Origin of the sequence: Shinella sp. JR1-6, assembly GCF_004284735.1 — a bacterium.
In the GTDB taxonomy this organism is placed as follows: domain Bacteria; phylum Pseudomonadota; class Alphaproteobacteria; order Rhizobiales; family Rhizobiaceae; genus Shinella.
In genome coordinates this window covers 102,440-118,963 of the sequence record NZ_SHMI01000015.1, presented here as the reverse complement: position 1 = coordinate 118,963, position 16,524 = coordinate 102,440, and the positions used below count along the sequence as shown (strand labels likewise).

Below are 16,524 nucleotides of genomic sequence, written 5' to 3'. Positions count from 1 at the left end.
GAGGACAAGCCCATGCTTTTCCAGGTGCGAATGGACGTCCACATTCCCCACGATCTGCCACAAGAGGAAGCGGCGGACATCCTTGCACGGGAAAAAGCCTACGCACAGGCGCTGCAGGACAGCGGCACGTGGCGCCACATTTGGCGCGTCGCCGGGGAATACGCGAATGTCAGTATTTTCGACGTCAAGGACAATGCCGAACTGCACGCGGTCCTGACGGCGCTGCCCCTGTTCAAGTTCATGACCATCAAGGTGACGCCGCTGCTGCGCCACCCCTCGTCAATCCGCGAGGACGACACCTGAGCGGACGCGAAACCGTTTGACGCAACCTAGACCCGGAGGAGGGCTATCATGACTGTGAGGATTTTCGACAAGCCGGAAATACAGGACTTTCTGAAGGACGTCAGCGGACTCGACAAGCCGGGTGGCAACCCGCGCATGAAGGAGATCACCCACCGCCTGCTGTCGGATCTGTTCAGGGCCATCGACGATCTCGACATCACCCCGGACGAATACTGGGCCGGCATCGCCTGGCTCAACGAGATCGGCGCCACCGGCCAGGCCGGCCTCATCTCGCCCGGCCTCGGCCTCGACCATTTCCTTGATGAGCGCCTCGACGCCATCGACGAGGACCTCGGCATCAAGAACGGAACACCGCGCACCATCGAAGGTCCGCTCTATGTCGCCGGCGCACCTGTCGCGCATGGTTTCGCGCGGCTCGACGACGGCACGGATACCAACGGCCACACCCTGATCATGCACGGCACCGTTCGCGACGCCGACGGCACACCGCTTCCCGGCGCGACAGTGGAAGTCTGGCACTGCGACACGCGCGGCTTCTATTCCCACTTCGACCCGACCGGCAAGCAGGCGCCGTTCAACATGCGCCGCACCATCGTCACCGACGACAAGGGCTGTTACAGGTTCCGGAGCATCGTGCCCAAGGGCTACGGCGTTCCTCCCGGCAGCCCGACCGAACAGCTTCTTTCCGCCCTCGGCCGCCATGGCCAGCGCCCGGCACACATCCATTTCTTCATCAGTGCCGATGGCCACCGCAAGCTGACCACTCAGATCAACATCGCGGGTGATCCGCTGGTCAACGACGACTTCGCCTACGCCACTCGCGACGGCCTCGTCCCGGCTGTCACCGAGCGGACCGACGACACGAGCATCAGGGCCAACGGCCTGGAGGGACCGTTTGCCGAGATCGTGTTCGATATCGGCCTCACTGCGCTGGTGAACGGGGTCGACAACCAGATCAACCTGCAGCGCAAGCGGGCGGCCGCGTAAAGCCGCCCCAGCCTTTCTTCAACCGACATCGTTGCAATGGCGCCGCCGAGCGGCGGCTGCCATGAGAGGAGGAGCCATGCCTACGATCCTGGACAAGGCGCAGGAACTCGACGAACTGCTCGCCAACGCGGTGCAGGATGACCACGAAGCCGGCGTGTTCCGCTGCCGCCGCGACATCTTCACCAACGCCGACCTGTTCGAACTGGAGATGAAGTACATCTTCGAAAGCAACTGGGTCTATCTCGCCCACGAAAGCCAGATCCCCGACAACAACGACTATTACACCACCACTATCGGCCGCCAGCCGGTGGTCATCACCCGCGACAAGGCCGGCGTCCTGCACGCGATGATCAATGCCTGCGCCCACCGTGGCGCGATGCTCTGCCGACGCAAACATGGCAACAAGGGCAGCTTTACCTGTCCCTTCCACGGCTGGACCTTTTCCAACGGCGGCAGGCTGCTGAAGGTCAAGGACGGCAAGACCACGCAATATCCCCCGCAGTTCGACACGGATGGCTCGCATGATCTGAAGCGCGTGCCGCGCTTCGAGAACTACCGCGGCTTCCTTTTCGGCAGCCTCAATGCGGACGTACTGCCACTTGCCGACTATCTCGGCGAGACCAGGGCGATCATCGACCAGATTGTCGACCAGGCACCCGACGGGCTGGAGGTTCTGCGCGGCAATTCCTCCTACATCTATGACGGGAACTGGAAGCTGCAGATGGAGAACGGCTGCGACGGCTACCATGTCAGCAGCGTGCACTGGAACTATGCCGCCACCATGGGTCGCCGGGCTGAGGAAGGCACCAAGGCGGTCGATGCCAACAGCTGGAGCAAGTCGGTCGCCGGAGTCTACGGCTTCGACCATGGGCATATCCTGCTCTGGACGACCACGATGAACCCGGAGGTGCGGCCGGTCTACAGCAACCGCGAGGAGATCAAGACCCGCGTTGGTGCTGACAGGGCGGATGTCATCGTCAACCAGACGCGCAATCTCTGCCTCTATCCGAATGTCTTCCTGATGGACCAGTTTTCCACGCAGATCCGCGTGACGCGCCCGATCAGCGTCGACAAGACGGAGATCAGCATCTTCTGCTTCGCCCCGAAGGGCGAGAGCGCCGAAAACCGCGCGCTGCGCATCCGCCAGTACGAGGATTTCTTCAATGTCTCCGGCATGGGCACGGCCGATGATCTCGAGGAATTCCGCGCCTGTCAGGCCGGCTATGCCGGGATCACGGCCCTCTGGAACGACATGTCGCGCGGTGCCCCGCTCTGGATCGATGGACCTGACGACAATGCAAAACGCATGGGCATCACGCCGCTGCTCTCGGGAGAGCGCAGCGAGGACGAAGGCCTGTTCGTCCGCCAGCATGAATATTGGGCCAGGGTGATGCGCAAGGCGCTCGCCGCGGAAGCGGAAGGAGCGGCGGCATGAGCATCTCTTACGACACCATTTGCGCCTTCCTCTACAAGGAGGCACGCCTTCTGGACGATCGCCAGTGGGACGAGTGGCTGACCTGTTATGCCCCCGACGTCACCTACTGGATGCCCGCCTGGGACGACGACGACCAGATCACTGAGGATCCGCACGCGCAGATCTCGCTGATCTACTACCCAAGCCGCGATGGCCTTGAAGACCGTGTCTTCCGCATCAAGACCGAGCGTTCGGGCGCTTCCACGCCCGAGCCGCGCACCTGCCACATGATCGCCAATGTCGAGGTGGTGACCGCGCGCGGCGGGGAGGTCGATGTACGCTACAACTTCCACACCCTCAACCATCGCTACAAGGTCACCGACCACTTCTTCGGCACCGTATTCGTCACGCTGCGCGAGAGCGGCGGTGACCTCGTGATCGCCAACAAGAAGATCGTGTTGAAGGACGATTACATCCGCCAGGTCATCGACGTCTACCACATCTGACGACCGGGCAGTCCGGCACCCTGAGGAGGAGGAGCCATGTGCTACAAGATCGCTTTGAACTTCGAGGACGGCGTTACCCGTTTCATCGGCTGCAACAGCGGCGAGAAGGTCCTCGACGCCGCCTATCGTGCCAAGATCAACCTGCCGATGGACTGTTCCGACGGCGTGTGCGGCACCTGCAAGTGCCGCGCCGAAAGTGGCAGCTACGACCTCGGTGACGACTATATCGAGGACGCGTTGACGGCCGAAGAGGCAGAAGGCGGCCTGGTGTTGACCTGCCAGATGAAGCCGACATCGGATTGCGTGCTGTCGGTGCCGATGACCTCGCTCGCCTGCAAGACGGGCCAGCAGAGTTTCGCCGCGACGGTAGCGAAGATCGCCCCGCACAACGACGCCGCGATCGTGCTGGAACTCGACATGGACGGGGGAGGGGCCGCGCCTGTGTTCCTCTCCGGACAATATGTCAACATCGCCGTTCCGGGCAGTGGCCAGAGCCGCTCCTACTCCTTCAGCACGGTACCGGGCGCCGGGCGTGTCGGCTTCCTGATCAAGAAGATCCCCGGCGGCGTCATGAGCACCTGGCTCGAACAGGCCGCTATCGGTGAACGGCTCGACATCACCGGCCCCCTCGGCAGTTTCTACCTCCGCGAGGTCAAGCGCCCGCTGCTGCTGCTTGCCGGCGGCACCGGCCTCGCACCGTTCCTCTCCATGCTGGAGGGGTTGGTGCAGGACAGATCCGAAGAGCGCATCCATCTCATCTACGGCGTGACGCGCGACCTTGATCTCGTGCTCGTCGAGGAGATCGAGGCCTATACCCGGCGCCTGCCGAACTTCAGCTACAGCACGGTCGTGGCCGAGGAGGCCTCCAGCCATCCGCGCAAAGGCTGGGTGACGCAGCACATGCCTGCGGAACTTCTGAACGGCGGCAATGTCGACGTCTATCTCTGCGGCCCGCCGCCGATGGTCGATGCCGTGCGCCGGCATTTCGACGAAACCGGCGTGAAGCCGAACAGCTTCCACTACGAAAAGTTCACGCCCAATGCGGCGGCGGGAGCAGGCGCATGAGCGCGTCCTGTTTCCCGGGCCGCTTTGCCGGCAAGGTGCTGGTGGTGACCGGCGCGGCCCAGGGCATCGGGCGGGCGGTGGCGCTGCGCGCCGCGGCAGAAGGCGGCAAGGTGCTGTTCGTCGATCGCGCCGACTTCGTCGCAGATGTTGCCAGCGAAGCGAGTGGCGGAGAGGCGGCAGCGTTCACCGCCGACCTTGAAACCTATGAAGGCGCGGCAGCCGCAATGCAGGCCGCCACCGAAAAATTCGGCGGCATCGACATCCTCATCAACAATGTCGGCGGCGCGATCCGCATGCGGCCCTATGCCGAATTCGAGCCGGCGCAGATCGATGCGGAAATCCGTCGCTCGCTGATGCCGACGCTCTACTGCTGCCACGCCGTGCTGCCGATCCTGTCGGCGCGGGGCGGCGGCACCATCGTCAACGTCTCGTCGAACGCCACGCGCGGCATTCACCGCGTGCCCTATTCGGCGGCCAAGGGTGGGGTGAATGCCCTCACGCAATCGCTGGCGATGGAAGTGGCCGGTCTCGGCATCCGTGTCGTCGCTACCGCTCCCGGCGGCACCGAAGCGCCGTCACGTCGCATCCCGCGAAACGCGGAAGGCGACACTGCGCGCGAAAAGGCCTGGATGGCCGAGGTCGTCGAACAGGTGAAGGGTTCGAGCTTCCTGAAGCGCTACGGCAGCATCGACGAACAGGTCGCGCCGATCCTGTTCCTGGCCTCCGACGAGGCCGCCTACATCACCGGGAACATCCTGCCGGTCGCCGGCGGCGATCTCGGCTGACAACATTTCAACCGCACTCTGGGAGGGGTGACCATGCGCAAGATCGATGTGAACGAGGCGATCGACAAGGCTCGCTTCGGCAGTTTTCAATGGACGGTGGTGGTACTCTGCGCGCTGCTGCTGATCGCCGACGGCTATGACGTCTTCATCGCCGGCACGGTGTTGCCGACGCTGATCAAGGAATGGGGGCTGAGCAAACCTCAGGCCGGCGCGCTGCAGGCCTGGGCGCTGTTCGGCATGATGTTCGGCGCGCTGATCTTCGGACCGCTCGCCGACAAGATCGGGCGCAAGAAGGGCATTGCGATCAGCTTCGTGCTGTTCACGGTCTCGACGCTGCTGACGGGCTTTGCCGCCTCGCCGGGCGAATTTACGGTCTGTCGTTTCTTCGCAGGCCTCGGCTGTGGCGGCCTCATGCCGAACGTCGTCGCCCTCATGAACGAATATGCGCCGAAACGGCTGCGCAGCACGATGGTGGCGTTGATGTTTTCCGGCTACTCGGTCGGCGGCATGGTCGCCGCAAGCCTCGGCATCTGGATGATCCCGCAATATGGCTGGCAGCCGATGTTCTTCGTCGCCGCCGTTCCCTTGCTGATCCTGCCTCTCATCCTGTGGAAACTGCCGGAATCGCTCGGCTTCCTGCTGCGCCAGGGCCGGCAGGACGAGGCGCGGCGCATCTATGCCCGCATCGAAACGGGGGAACGCCTGATGAGCGACGACACGCTCGTCTTCACGGAGACAAAAGGCGCCGCCGCATCGGTCGCGGAACTCTTCCGCCACCAGCGGGCAACGCGGACAGTTCTGCTCTGGGCCGCCTTCTTCTGCTGCCTTCTGCTCGTCTATCTGCTTTCCTCCTGGCTGCCGAAGGTCATGCAGGAAGCCGGCTATGCGGAAAAGGCCAGCCTGATGACGCTCTTCTCGCTCAACTTCGGCGGCATGGCCGGCGCGATTGCCGGCGGCTGGCTCGGTGACCGGTTCGGCCTGCCGAAGGTGGTAATCGGATACTTCGCCGCGGCCACGCTGTCGATCGCGCTCGTCGGTTTCGGCCTGCCGGTAACACTGCTGTTCCTTGTGGTCTTCATCGCCGGTGCCACCACGATCGGCACGCAGATCCTGCTCTATGCCAGCGTCGCCCAGCTCTACAACCTCTCGGTCCGCTCCACCGGCCTTGGTTGGGCATCCGGCGTCGGCCGCATCGGTGCCATTGTCGGGCCGACGCTTGGCGGCATGCTGCTGGCAAAGGAACTGCCCTTGCAGCAGAACTTCCTGATCTTTGCCGTACCGGCAGCGATCTCGACACTTGCCATGCTGGCCTTCGCCTTCAGCCATGCACGCCGCGCGGAGGCGGCCACGCTCGTCACGGCCTAAGCGCAGAGGGGCTCACGAGGATAAAGACGATTGTTCGGAAGATCCTCTCCGGGTCAACCACACAGGCACGGCGGCGTTTTCACGCCGCCGTGCCTGTGTTAGGGAGCGCAGCACTTCGACCGGAATTTCAAAGGTGAGCCTTCCATGAACGCTGCGCTGTACGCAGACTATGTCGCCGACCTGAGAGGTCTGTTTACGGAGCTGGATCGCCATCCCGAACGCTTCCAGACTTTCAGCGCCCATCTGGAGCTGGCGGTGGCAGGCGGCCTCGTCGTCTATGAAACGGCGCGTCGCAAGGGCCAGACCGATAACCTCTATTACGGCCGCCCCGCCGGGGCCGGCACAAACCAGCAGATGTCGCAAGCCTCGGCCTTTGCCGCCATCGATCGGTTCTTTGCTCTCGGCCAGTTCGTTGCGCTCACCGGCGAGAGCAGCGAAGGCAAAGGCACACTGGATACGCAGTATCCGCATTGCGCCATCCGTTTTTCCTACCGCCGGAAGGGTCATCCGGCTGCCCGCGCCATGCTCATGGTCTTTGTCGGCTTCAACGACGATGCGGATGCCATGCACTATGTCGCCGGCCACGCCCCGTCGCTCTTTGTTGCCGAGCGGCCTTACCGAACGGAGCGGGCACACGAATGGACCTGACAAGGGCCCACCTCACACGGCGGATACCCTCGATGTGTTGAGGGCGGCACGGCGCCGAAGGATCTTCGGCGCCGCACAAACCCTGCAAAGGCTACCGGCAGCCCGCAGGGGCTGCCGTACTCCGTTTCAGCCGGCGGTCCGGAAGGAACGCGCCGCATCCACGATGGCATGTGTATCGATGCCGAAATGCGCATAGAGATCGGCAATCGTGCCTGTCTGGCCGAAATGCTCGACACCGAGCGAAACCGTCCGGTTCCCTTCCACCGCGCCGAGCCAGCCGAGCGTCGCCGGATGGCCATCGGTGGCGGTGATGAGGCCCGCATCGCGCGGAACGGTGGAAAGCAGCGTCTCGATATGACTGCGGGCGCTGGCATCCCCCTGGCGGCGGGCGCGCTGCGCCGCCGTCCAGCCGGCATTGAGCCTGTCGGCCGATGTCACCGCCAGCACCGAAACATCGCCATGCGTCTCGGCGAGACGCCCGGCCGCCATCAAGACTTCCGGCGCGATGCACCCCTGATAGGCAAGCACGATGCGGGTGCGTGCCGAAGGCGGGCGCAGCCAGTAGGCGCCGTCGATCACGCCTTGCCGGAAGGCCGGATCCTCGCGGCGAAGCGCGATCTGCTCCAGCGGCCGCGTCGTCAGGCGCAGATAGACAGACCCGCCGGTCTCGTCGCGGAGCCAGGTGCGCCTGTCGTGCGTGCCGTCGCCGTCGCGCTGCATGTAGTCGAAGGACCAGTCCATGATGACGGACAGCTCGTCGAGGAAAGCCGGCTCGAAGCTTGCCAACCCGTCCTGGCTCATGCCGATGAGCTGCGAGCCGATCGACTGGTGCGCTCCGCCTTCCGGCGCCAGCGTCACGCCGGACGGCGTACCGATGATCATGAAGCGGGCATCCTGGTAGCAGGCATAGTTCAACGCGTCGAGGCCACGTGCAACAAAGGGATCGTAGACCGTGCCGATGGGCAGCAGCCGCTCGCCGAACAGCGAATGCGACAGGCCGGCGGCACCGAGCAGCAGGAACAGGTTCATCTCGGCAATGCCGAGCTCGATATGCTGCCCTGCCGGACCGAACTCCCATTTCTGCGCCGAGGGCACGCGCTCGTCCCGGAAGGTGTCAGCCATCCGCTCACGGGCGAAAAGGCCGCGGCGGTTGACCCAGGGCCCGAGATTCGTGGAAACCGTCACATCCGGCGCCGTGGTGACGATACGTGCCGAAAGGGCATCGTCACGCTTGGCGATCGCATCGAGGATCTTGCCGAAACCCGCCTGCGTCGACAATTCGCGGTCATCGAGGAAAACCGGGCCGGAGGAGGGCACGGCAGGGGAGGTGAAGCGTCGCGCACCCTTGGCGAAGAACGGCACCGTCTTCAGGAACGTGCGTACGGGGGCAGGCGAGGGGATTGCCCCGAACGTCTCCCACTCCGTACCCGGCACGACACCGACGCGCTCCTGGAACGTCTCCATCTGCGCCTTGGTCATCAGGCCGGCATGATTGTCCTTGTGGCCGGCAAGCGGCGTGCCCCAGCCCTTGATCGTATAGGCGAGAAAGACGGTGGGCCGGTCGTGATCGATACTCTCGAACGTATCGATCAGCGTTTCGAGGCAATGGCCACCAAGGTTGCCCATGAGATCGGAAAGCGCGGTGTCGCTGCGCGCCGCCAGGAGGTCGGCGACACCCGGCTGCGTGCCGATCTCGTCTGTGAGACGCTTGCGCCATGCAGCTCCGCCCTGAAAAGTCAGCGCGGAATAGAGCTGGTTCGGACAACGGTCGATCCAGTCGCGCAACGTCTCGCCGCCCGGTTCCCGGAAGGCGGCCTGCTGGAGCGCGCCGTATTTCAGCACCTTCACATCCCAGCCGAAAGCGGTGAAAATGCCTTCAATGCGCTGCCACAGGCCTTCATGCACCACGCCGTCCAGGCTCTGCCTGTTGTAGTCGATCACCCACCAGGTGTTGCGCAGATCGTGTTTCCAGCCTTCCTGCAGGCATTCATAGATGTTGCCCTCGTCGAGCTCCGCATCGCCGACCAGCGCGATCATGCGCCCGCCGGGCTGCGTCTTCGCCCAGGGCTTGGCAGCAATGTAGTCCTGCACGATCGAGGCAAAGGCGGTGATCGCCACGCCAAGCCCGACGGAACCGGTGGAAAAATCGACGTCGTCGATGTCCTTGGTGCGGCTGGGATAGGATTGCGCGCCGCCGAACCCACGGAAATTCTCGAGTTTTTCGCGTGTCTGGTTGCCCATCAGATACTGGATGGCATGGAAGACCGGCGAGGCATGCGGCTTGACGGCAACACGGTCCTCCGGCCGCATCACATGGAAGTAGAGTGCCGTCATGATCGAGGCGAGCGAGGCCGAGGAGGCCTGGTGGCCGCCGACCTTCACCTCGCCCTTTTCGCGCAGGTGGTTGGCATTGTGGATCATCCAGCAGGCATGCCACAGCACCTGCCGCTCCAGGTCCTTCAGGCATTCCAGCTGCGCTGGCGTCAAGGCCGCCTCGTTCATGCTCGTCTCACTCCCCGTCCTCAAATGACCAGGAATGCTACACCGGCACAAACGGGAAAACTGACCGCAGTTGACCGGCAATCACGAAATTGCGAAACAGAATTCCGATAACTCCTCTTTCTGCGGTCAGTCATGCCGATTTCCAAACCAGGCCTCGATGCGGCCTCCATCCGCATCCTCGATCTCCTGCAGCAGAATGCCGAAATGAGCATTTCGGAACTGGCGGAGGCAACGGGCCTGTCGGCCTCGCCCTGCTGGCGGCGGGTCAACGACCTCAAGGAAAACGGCGTCATCAAGGGTTCGGTCGCGCTGGTCGATGCCCAGGCGCTGGGGCTGGCGGTCAATGTCTTCGTGCAGGTTTCGCTGAAACAGCAGGACCGGGAATCGCTCGACGTCTTCAACGCCGCCATCCGCACCAAGCCGGAAATCGTCGAGTGCTACCTGATGACCGGGGAAGCGGACTACATGCTTCGCGTGGTGGTCGAGGACCTGATGAAATTCCAGGCCCTCGTCGTCGACTTCCTCACGCTCATCCCTGGTGTCGCCAATATTCGCTCGAGTTTCGCGCTCAGTCAGATCAAGTATACGACGGCGCTTCCGACTGGCCATCTCAAAGGGCGGCCCTGAGCGGCGAGGACTCCTCCGTCCGGCTCAGGACGGGATGATCTCGTGGGTCTGCTGCGCCTCTGTCAGCAGCGCGACCATCTCCGCCTCCGCCGAGGCCTCGTCGCGCGCGAAGACCGCGTCCGCAACCCGCTTGTGGCGCCGGATCCAGCGGTCATCCTCCTCGCTCGTGGCCCGTAGGCCTGCGTGGAAGAGGTGGCGCAGGCCGACCGAAATCAGCTCGCCGAGCGAGAAGAAGAGGCGATTTCCCGACGCGCGCAGGATGGCGATGTGGAAGGCGACATCCTGCTCGACCCGGTCGTTCTCGTCGAGATAGGTCGCCATGCCGCGCAGCGCGCGCCGGACCGTCGCTTCATTGGCCTGATCGTGGTTGCGCGCCGCCATACGCGCCGCCTTCGGCTCGATCGCCATGCGCAGAGCATAGAGGTCCGAGATCGCCTTTTCCGCCTGGTTTGCATCCTGCAGCGCCCAGTCGAGCACCAGAGAATCCATCATGTTCCACCGTTCGGTGGACCGTACGACGACGCCGATCTTGGGTTTGCCTTCGATCAGGCCCTTTGAGCTCAGGATTTTCAGGGCTTCACGCGTCGCGGTACGCGAGGCGCTGAAGGTCTGGCCGATATCGGTCTCGCTGCCGATCACCGCACCCGGCTTGTAGTGCCCGGAAACGATACGTTTTCCCATGGTGGTGACGATCGTCTCGTGGACGCTGACCGATGCTGCGTCCGGCGTCTCCATCTCGTGCTGCTGCGTCAAACCTGGCCCCCCGCCGTCTCTTGTTCCCGCTGGCATAGCGGAAATGACCCCGACGCGCAAACAGTCGCACACAAAATCCAATAGTACTACACTTGACACAAACAATAGTATCGATATGTTCGCGCCATCGTGAGCGAGGCCGGAGGAGCCCGATCCCAGCCCTATGGGATCCAAACGTCGCGGCCACACCGGATCTGAAGAGGAGGAGAGCATGATGAACAGAGAGATACGCCTGAGCCGGCGCCAACTGATGACTGGCGCCGCGGCGGCGGCCTTCGGGCTGACCGTCGCGCCGCGGCTGAGCTTCGCGCAGACGGCAGAAGAAGCGCGCGCAGGTTTTGCCGGCGCCGATGTCGACTGGATCGCCTTCAAGGGCGAGAGCCTGACGATCGAGGCGATGACGCATCCGTGGAGCGCGGCGATCGAGCCCCTGCTGCCACTCTTCACAGAGCTGACCGGCATTTCCGTCAAGCTGAACACCCAGTCCGAGACGGAATACACCTCACAGATGCCAATCAAGCTCGGCGCCAAGTCGGCCGAGCCCGACGTGATGATGATCCACGCGCTCGGCCAGTTCGTCTCCGCCGGCTGGGCTGAGCCGCTCGACGCCTATTATGCCGACAAGGCACTGTTCGATGCCGCCTGGTACGATCAGGACGACATCTTCGCCATGGCACGCGACTTCCCCGCCCAGACAGACGGGCAGAACTATTCGATGTCGATCACCGCCGAGGCGCAGACGCTGTTTGCCAACAAGGCGATGCTCGGCGAAGCCGGCCTTGCCGTTCCCGCGACGATGGACGACCTTCTCGCTACGGCACTGAAGCTGAAGACCGACACCGTAGCGGGTATCGCGATGCGCGCGAAGTCCGACAGCTCCGCCGGTCCCTGGACCTGCGGCGGCTTCGTCTTCTCCTATGGCGGCGAGATCATCGACGGGGAAGGGCGCTGCGTGCTCGACAGCGATGCGGCAATTGCCGGCGTCGAGATGTATGGCCGCCTGCTGCGCGAGGCGGGACCGATCGGCGTCGGCAATTATCACTGGTACGAAGCCCTGAACGACTTTTCCAGCGGCGCCGCGGCGCTCGGCTGCGACAGCTCGAACTTCGCCACCGACATTTCCAATCCGGAAAAGAGCCTGGTGGCGGGCGATGCTGTCTATGCTGCTCTGCCGCGTGCCGGCGAACACCCCATCAAGCCGAACATCTGGGCCTGGCAGGCCGGCATCAACGCCTATTCGAAGAAGAAGAAGGCGGCGTTCCTGCTCCTCAGCTTCCTCAACTCCAAACCGGGTTGCCTGATGAGTGCGGCCGGCGGGCTCGCCACCGTGCGCAATTCCGCCTGGAAGAGCGAGGCGTTCCAGAAGCGCTTCGGTGCCGAGGCATCGGCAGCCGCCCTCCTCAACCTCAATTCCGGTGACGCCAAAATCTTCAAGGCGGCCTGGTTCCACAAGAAGTCCAGCGAGATCCTCGACCCCTTCGCCGTGGCAATCAACCAGGTCGTCACCGGCCAGGCCGACGCCAGGGCCGCGCTGACCGCGGCCACGACGAAGATCAATGCTGCCCTCAAGGGCTGACACGGATTTCAAGCCCCCCGAGCGTTTCGGTCGGGGGGCTCCCGATCAGAAAGGCAGGCCCGTGCCCCTCCGCCAGACCACAATCCAACGCGCCGAGCGCAGCTTCATCCTGTGGATGCTTGCGCCGGCGACGATCCTCATGCTGTCGCTGACGCTCGTCCCCTTCCTCGTCAGCGTCTATCTCTCCTTCACCGATTATTCGCTGACCGCGCCGGACACGATCAACTGGGTCGGCCTCAAGAACTATTCCGACCTGCTCTCTTCCGCCGACTTCTGGGATGCCGCACGCATAACGGCGATCTTCACCATCGTCGCGGTCGGCATCGAGACGGTGCTGGGCGTCGGCATCGCTGCCCTTTTGCATCACGAGGTCCGGCAGGCGTCGTGGCTGCGCGTCATCTATCTCCTGCCGATGGCGATCACCCCGATTGCCGCCACCTTCACCTTCCGGCTGATGTTCAACCCCACGCAGGGTGTGTTGAACTACATGCTCGGCCTGATGGGCGTTTCTCCCAGCGCCTGGACGGCTGCGCCCGAGACTGCGCTCCTGTCACTCATCCTCGTCGACGTCTGGCAATGGACGCCTTTTATCCTGCTCATCGTGATGGGCGGCATGGCAGCGCTGCCGCCGGAGCCGGAAGAGGCGAGCCAGATGGACGGCGCCGGCCCGTTCCGCACCTTCTTCCTCGTCACCCTGCCGCGGCTGAAGCCCTATCTCGCCCTCGCCCTTCTGTTCCGGCTGATCGATGCCTTCAAGACCTTCGACATCATCTTCGTCCTGACCGGCGGCGGGCCGGGCGTCGCCACGCGCACGCTGAACCTGCTCGCCTACAAATACGGCATCGAGTTCCTGTCGATGGGCTACGCCTCGGCACTGGCCATCGTCATGCTCGTCTTCACCCTTGTGGCAGGCCAGGTTTTCCTTCGCCGGCTCGGCCTGTTCGACCTGAAGGATTAAGCGCCATGAAGCTGTTCACCTCCGTCTGGCTGCGCCGGCTGATCCTCTACGTCTTCGCGATCTGGTGCATATTTCCGCTCTACTGGATCTTCATGACCGCGCTGAAGACGCCGATCCAGGCTATGGCTCGACCACCGCTCTTCCTGTTCGAGCCGACCTTCGCCAATTTCGCCAAGGTCATCGGCAACCCGGACATCTGGGCCTATTTCGCCTCTTCGACGATCGTGGCGGCCGGCTCCAGCCTACTGACACTCGCGCTTGGCGCACCGGCCGCCTACATCCTCGCGCGATACTCCTTCCGCGGGCGCGGCGATTTCGGCTTCTGGCTGCTCTCCTCGCGCATGACGCCGCCCGTCGCCATGCTGATCCCGTTCTTCGTGCTCTACTACCAACTCGGTCTGCTCGATACGCATCTGGGTCTGATCCTCGCCCATGTCACGCTCAACCTGTCGATCGTGGTCTGGCTGCTGCGCGGCTTCTTCTCCGAACTGCCCCGCGAGATCGAGGAGGCGGCAAGCCTCGACGGCGACAACCATTTCCAGGTTTTCGCCCGCATCACCCTGCCGCTCGCCATGCCCGGACTCATCTCGGTCGGCATCCTGATCTTCCTCCTCTCGTGGAACGAGTTCCTCTTCGCACTGGTGCTGGGGGATTCGGCGGTGCGCACCGTGCCGGTCGGCCTCTATGGCTTCATCGGCTACCAGACGATCGCCTGGGCAGAGCTCTCGGCTTCCGCCAGCCTGCTCATCATCCCCATCATCCTCTTCATCCTTGTCTTCCAGCGCCACCTCATCCGTGGCCTGACCATGGGGGCCTATCGCTGACATGACCGAAATCACGCTTCAATCCGTCACCAAGAGCTGGGGTGCGCTGACCGCGCTGAAGCCCATCGATCTCCATATCCCCCACGGCGAGTTCCTCGTCCTGCTCGGCCCCTCAGGCTGCGGCAAGACAACAACCATGCGCATCATCGCCGGGCTGGAGACCGCCTCCACCGGCACTGTGCTGAAGGACGGCGCCGACATCACCAACCGCCTGCCGCGCGAACGCAACATGGCGATGGTGTTCCAGAACTACGCGCTCTATCCGCATATGAAAGTGCTGGACAATGTCGCCTATCCGCTGCGCGCCCGCGGCATGGCTAAGGCCGAGCGGGAAAAGACCGCCCTTGCCGCACTGGAGAAAGTGGGCCTTGCACCCTATGCGAACCGGCTGCCGAAGAACCTCTCGGGCGGCCAGCGCCAACGCGTAGCACTCGCCCGTGCGCTCGTGCGCTCGCCGGATGTCTTCCTGATGGACGAGCCGCTGTCGAACCTCGACGCCAAGCTGCGCGGCGCGATGCGGGCCGAGATCAAGCACATCCAGCGCGAGACCGGCATCACGACCATCTACGTCACCCACGACCAGATCGAGGCGATGACGCTGGCCGACCGCGTGATCATCATGGAGGCCGGCGAAATCCGCCAGATCGGCACGCCGGACCAGATCTACGACGATCCCGACAACCTGTTCGTCGCCGGCTTCCTCGGCTCGCCGCCGATGAACTTCATTCCCGGCGACATCCAGGGCGGTGCCTTCCGCTCCGGCAAGGCCAGCATCGCGGCGGCGGGCATAGCCGACGCGAAAGAAGCCCAGCTCGGCATTCGCGCCGAGGATATCACGGTCGCCGCCGAGGGCGAGGCGGGTGACCTCACGGTCACCGTCTACTCCGTGGAGCCGACGGGCGATGCGACGCTTGTCGTCGCCGACCACGGCAAGGGCCGGCTGGTGCTCAAGGCCGACAAGCACTTCCGTCCGGAGATCGGCGCCACCGTCAACCTCCGGCTCTCCCCCAATGGCATCCGTTACTTCGACAGCGCATCCGGCGCCCGGCTGAGGACTTCCCAATGAAAATCACCAAACTCGAAACCTTCGTCGTCGCCCCGCGCTGGCTGTTCCTCAAGGTTTCCACGGACGAGGGCATTTCCGGTTGGGGCGAGCCGGTGCTCGAGGGTCATGCGGAAACGCTGGCGGCGAAGATACGCGAGTTGGAAACCCTTCTCATTGGCCGCGATCCACTGCTGATCGAAGACACCTGGCAGATGATCTACCGCAACGGTTGCTACCGCGGCGGCCCCGTCCTGATGAGCGCCATGTCGGGCGTCGACATGGCGCTGTGGGACATCAAGGGCAAGGCCTTCGGCCAGCCGGTGCATGCACTGATGGGCGGCAAGGTGCGCGACAAGGTGCGCACCTATCGCTGGATCGGCGGCGACCGGCCCGACAATCTCGTCGCCGATGCGACAGCGCTTATCGAGGCCGGTTATGACGCGTGCAAGCTGAATGCGACCGAGGAGGTCCAGTTCCTCGACAGCTACACCAAGATCGACCGGATCGTCGCCAAGCTCGGCGAACTGCGCGATGCGGTCGGCACCCGCATGGATCTCGCCTTCGACTTCCACGGCCGCCTGCATGCGCCTATGGCAAAAATCCTGCTGAAGGAAATCGAGCCGCTCCGGCCGATGTTCATCGAGGATGCGGTGGTCTCGGCTCAGGTCGACCACATGGCGGACCTTGCGCGCACCACGTCCATTCCCCTCGTCATCGGTGAGCGCCTGCACAGCCGCTACGATTTCCGCGCCGTCTTCGAAAAGCGCGCGGCCGGCATTATCAATCCGGATACCGCCCATGTCGGCGGCATCTCCGAAATGGTGCGTATAGGCCATATGGCGGAAAGCTATGACATCGCCATGGCACCCCATTGCCCGCTCGGGCCGATCGCGCTGGCCGCCAGCCTCCAGGTCGATGCGATCTGCTACAACGCCGTCATCCAGGAGCAGTCCCTCGGCATCCACTACAACAAGGGCGGCGACCTCAACGACTACCTGAAGCCGGAAAGCCGCTTCAAGATCGAAGCCGGCTTCCTGCCGATCCCGATGGGTCCCGGTCTCGGCATCGACGTGGACGAGGACATGGTGCGCGCCCGCGCCGTGGAAGGTCACGCCTGGCGGGCGCCGGTCTGGCGCCATGCGGACGGCTCGATTGCGGAATGGTGA

At 63.8% G+C, this 16,524-nt stretch carries 16 protein-coding genes; 14 read left to right on the top strand and 2 right to left on the bottom strand.

Annotated features, from left to right (window positions below; genetic code table 11):
- The first annotated feature begins 12 nt into the window (after positions 1-12).
- The 8 genes from catC (at position 13) to EXZ48_RS23010 (ending at position 7,073) form a co-directional block, all read left to right on the top strand.
- Entirely contained in the window at positions 13-303 is a 291-nt protein-coding gene (gene catC, locus EXZ48_RS23045; RefSeq protein ID WP_130518591.1) for a muconolactone Delta-isomerase, read from the top strand.
- Positions 304-351: 48 nt separating this feature from the next.
- Positions 352-1,290 (top strand): catechol 1,2-dioxygenase, encoded by a 939-nt coding sequence (gene catA / locus EXZ48_RS23040; protein WP_130518589.1) that lies wholly within the window; start codon positions 352-354, stop codon positions 1,288-1,290.
- 76 nt (positions 1,291-1,366) lie between these two features.
- Complete coding sequence (locus tag EXZ48_RS23035; protein ID WP_130518587.1) at positions 1,367-2,725, top strand: Rieske 2Fe-2S domain-containing protein; 1,359 nt, start codon at positions 1,367-1,369, stop codon at positions 2,723-2,725.
- Positions 2,722-3,210 carry a benzoate 1,2-dioxygenase small subunit gene (gene benB, locus EXZ48_RS23030; RefSeq protein ID WP_023513464.1) on the top strand — a complete coding sequence of 163 codons (489 nt, stop codon included), beginning with the start codon at positions 2,722-2,724 and terminating at the stop codon, positions 3,208-3,210. The genes EXZ48_RS23035 and benB overlap by 4 nt, the downstream gene beginning before the upstream one ends.
- A 36-nt stretch (positions 3,211-3,246) precedes the next feature.
- The gene (gene benC, locus EXZ48_RS23025; RefSeq protein ID WP_130518585.1) at positions 3,247-4,275 is read left to right on the top strand and encodes a benzoate 1,2-dioxygenase electron transfer component BenC; all 1,029 of its coding nucleotides are present in this window, start codon (positions 3,247-3,249) and stop codon (positions 4,273-4,275) included.
- Complete coding sequence (gene benD, locus EXZ48_RS23020) at positions 4,272-5,060, top strand: benzoate diol dehydrogenase BenD (protein WP_130518583.1); 789 nt, start codon at positions 4,272-4,274, stop codon at positions 5,058-5,060. The genes benC and benD overlap by 4 nt, the downstream gene beginning before the upstream one ends.
- A gap of 33 nt (positions 5,061-5,093) precedes the next feature.
- Positions 5,094-6,425, top strand: coding sequence for an MFS transporter (locus EXZ48_RS23015; protein WP_130518581.1), 1,332 nt, complete (start codon positions 5,094-5,096; stop codon positions 6,423-6,425).
- A 144-nt stretch (positions 6,426-6,569) separates the two neighbouring features.
- Positions 6,570-7,073 carry a hypothetical protein gene (locus EXZ48_RS23010; RefSeq protein ID WP_130518579.1) on the top strand — a complete coding sequence of 168 codons (504 nt, stop codon included), beginning with the start codon at positions 6,570-6,572 and terminating at the stop codon, positions 7,071-7,073.
- A gap of 126 nt (positions 7,074-7,199) precedes the next feature.
- Here EXZ48_RS23010 and EXZ48_RS23005 read toward each other — a convergent pair whose 3' ends face one another.
- Entirely contained in the window at positions 7,200-9,575 is a 2,376-nt protein-coding gene (locus tag EXZ48_RS23005; RefSeq protein WP_130518577.1) for a transketolase, read from the bottom strand.
- Positions 9,576-9,707: 132 nt separating this feature from the next.
- On the opposite strand from EXZ48_RS23005, the gene EXZ48_RS23000 reads away from it, so the two are divergent.
- A complete protein-coding gene (locus EXZ48_RS23000; protein ID WP_023516494.1) occupies positions 9,708-10,202 on the top strand; it encodes an Lrp/AsnC family transcriptional regulator in 495 nt (164 codons plus the stop codon).
- A gap of 24 nt (positions 10,203-10,226) precedes the next feature.
- Here EXZ48_RS23000 and EXZ48_RS34965 read toward each other — a convergent pair whose 3' ends face one another.
- A complete protein-coding gene (locus tag EXZ48_RS34965; protein ID WP_050745280.1) occupies positions 10,227-10,955 on the bottom strand; it encodes a FadR/GntR family transcriptional regulator in 729 nt (242 codons plus the stop codon).
- A gap of 211 nt (positions 10,956-11,166) precedes the next feature.
- Between EXZ48_RS34965 and EXZ48_RS22990 the strand changes: the two genes are divergently transcribed.
- From EXZ48_RS22990 to dgoD, 5 genes are all read left to right on the top strand, one after another.
- Positions 11,167-12,531: an ABC transporter substrate-binding protein gene (locus EXZ48_RS22990; RefSeq protein ID WP_165909389.1), complete on the top strand. Its 1,365-nt coding sequence runs from the start codon at positions 11,167-11,169 to the stop codon at positions 12,529-12,531.
- Between the two features lie 61 nt (positions 12,532-12,592).
- Entirely contained in the window at positions 12,593-13,489 is an 897-nt protein-coding gene (locus EXZ48_RS22985; protein ID WP_050745278.1) for a carbohydrate ABC transporter permease, read from the top strand.
- A gap of 5 nt (positions 13,490-13,494) precedes the next feature.
- Positions 13,495-14,313 (top strand): carbohydrate ABC transporter permease, encoded by an 819-nt coding sequence (locus EXZ48_RS22980; protein WP_050745277.1) that lies wholly within the window; start codon positions 13,495-13,497, stop codon positions 14,311-14,313.
- A gap of 1 nt (position 14,314) precedes the next feature.
- Positions 14,315-15,379 (top strand): ABC transporter ATP-binding protein, encoded by a 1,065-nt coding sequence (locus EXZ48_RS22975; protein ID WP_130518571.1) that lies wholly within the window; start codon positions 14,315-14,317, stop codon positions 15,377-15,379.
- Positions 15,376-16,524 (top strand): galactonate dehydratase, encoded by a 1,149-nt coding sequence (gene dgoD, locus EXZ48_RS22970; protein ID WP_130518569.1) that lies wholly within the window; start codon positions 15,376-15,378, stop codon positions 16,522-16,524. Before EXZ48_RS22975 ends, dgoD begins: the two co-directional genes overlap by 4 nt.

Excerpts from the sequence above, each read along its gene's own strand:
- EXZ48_RS23010 (WP_130518579.1), top strand. The coding sequence starts at position 6,570 with ATGAACGCTGCGCTGTACGCAGACTATGTCGCCGACCTGAGAGGTCTG.
- benC (WP_130518585.1), top strand. The coding sequence starts at position 3,247 with ATGTGCTACAAGATCGCTTTGAACTTCGAGGACGGCGTTACCCGTTTC.
- EXZ48_RS23035 (WP_130518587.1), top strand. The coding sequence starts at position 1,367 with ATGCCTACGATCCTGGACAAGGCGCAGGAACTCGACGAACTGCTCGCC.
- EXZ48_RS22980 (WP_050745277.1), top strand. The coding sequence starts at position 13,495 with ATGAAGCTGTTCACCTCCGTCTGGCTGCGCCGGCTGATCCTCTACGTC.
- benB (WP_023513464.1), top strand. The coding sequence starts at position 2,722 with ATGAGCATCTCTTACGACACCATTTGCGCCTTCCTCTACAAGGAGGCA.
- EXZ48_RS23005 (WP_130518577.1), bottom strand. The coding sequence starts at position 9,575 with ATGAACGAGGCGGCCTTGACGCCAGCGCAGCTGGAATGCCTGAAGGAC.
- EXZ48_RS23000 (WP_023516494.1), top strand. The coding sequence starts at position 9,708 with ATGCCGATTTCCAAACCAGGCCTCGATGCGGCCTCCATCCGCATCCTC.
- EXZ48_RS22975 (WP_130518571.1), top strand. The coding sequence starts at position 14,315 with ATGACCGAAATCACGCTTCAATCCGTCACCAAGAGCTGGGGTGCGCTG.
- dgoD (WP_130518569.1), top strand. The coding sequence starts at position 15,376 with ATGAAAATCACCAAACTCGAAACCTTCGTCGTCGCCCCGCGCTGGCTG.
- catA (WP_130518589.1), top strand. The coding sequence starts at position 352 with ATGACTGTGAGGATTTTCGACAAGCCGGAAATACAGGACTTTCTGAAG.
- benD (WP_130518583.1), top strand. The coding sequence starts at position 4,272 with ATGAGCGCGTCCTGTTTCCCGGGCCGCTTTGCCGGCAAGGTGCTGGTG.
- EXZ48_RS23015 (WP_130518581.1), top strand. The coding sequence starts at position 5,094 with ATGCGCAAGATCGATGTGAACGAGGCGATCGACAAGGCTCGCTTCGGC.
- EXZ48_RS22990 (WP_165909389.1), top strand. The coding sequence starts at position 11,167 with ATGATGAACAGAGAGATACGCCTGAGCCGGCGCCAACTGATGACTGGC.
- catC (WP_130518591.1), top strand. The coding sequence starts at position 13 with ATGCTTTTCCAGGTGCGAATGGACGTCCACATTCCCCACGATCTGCCA.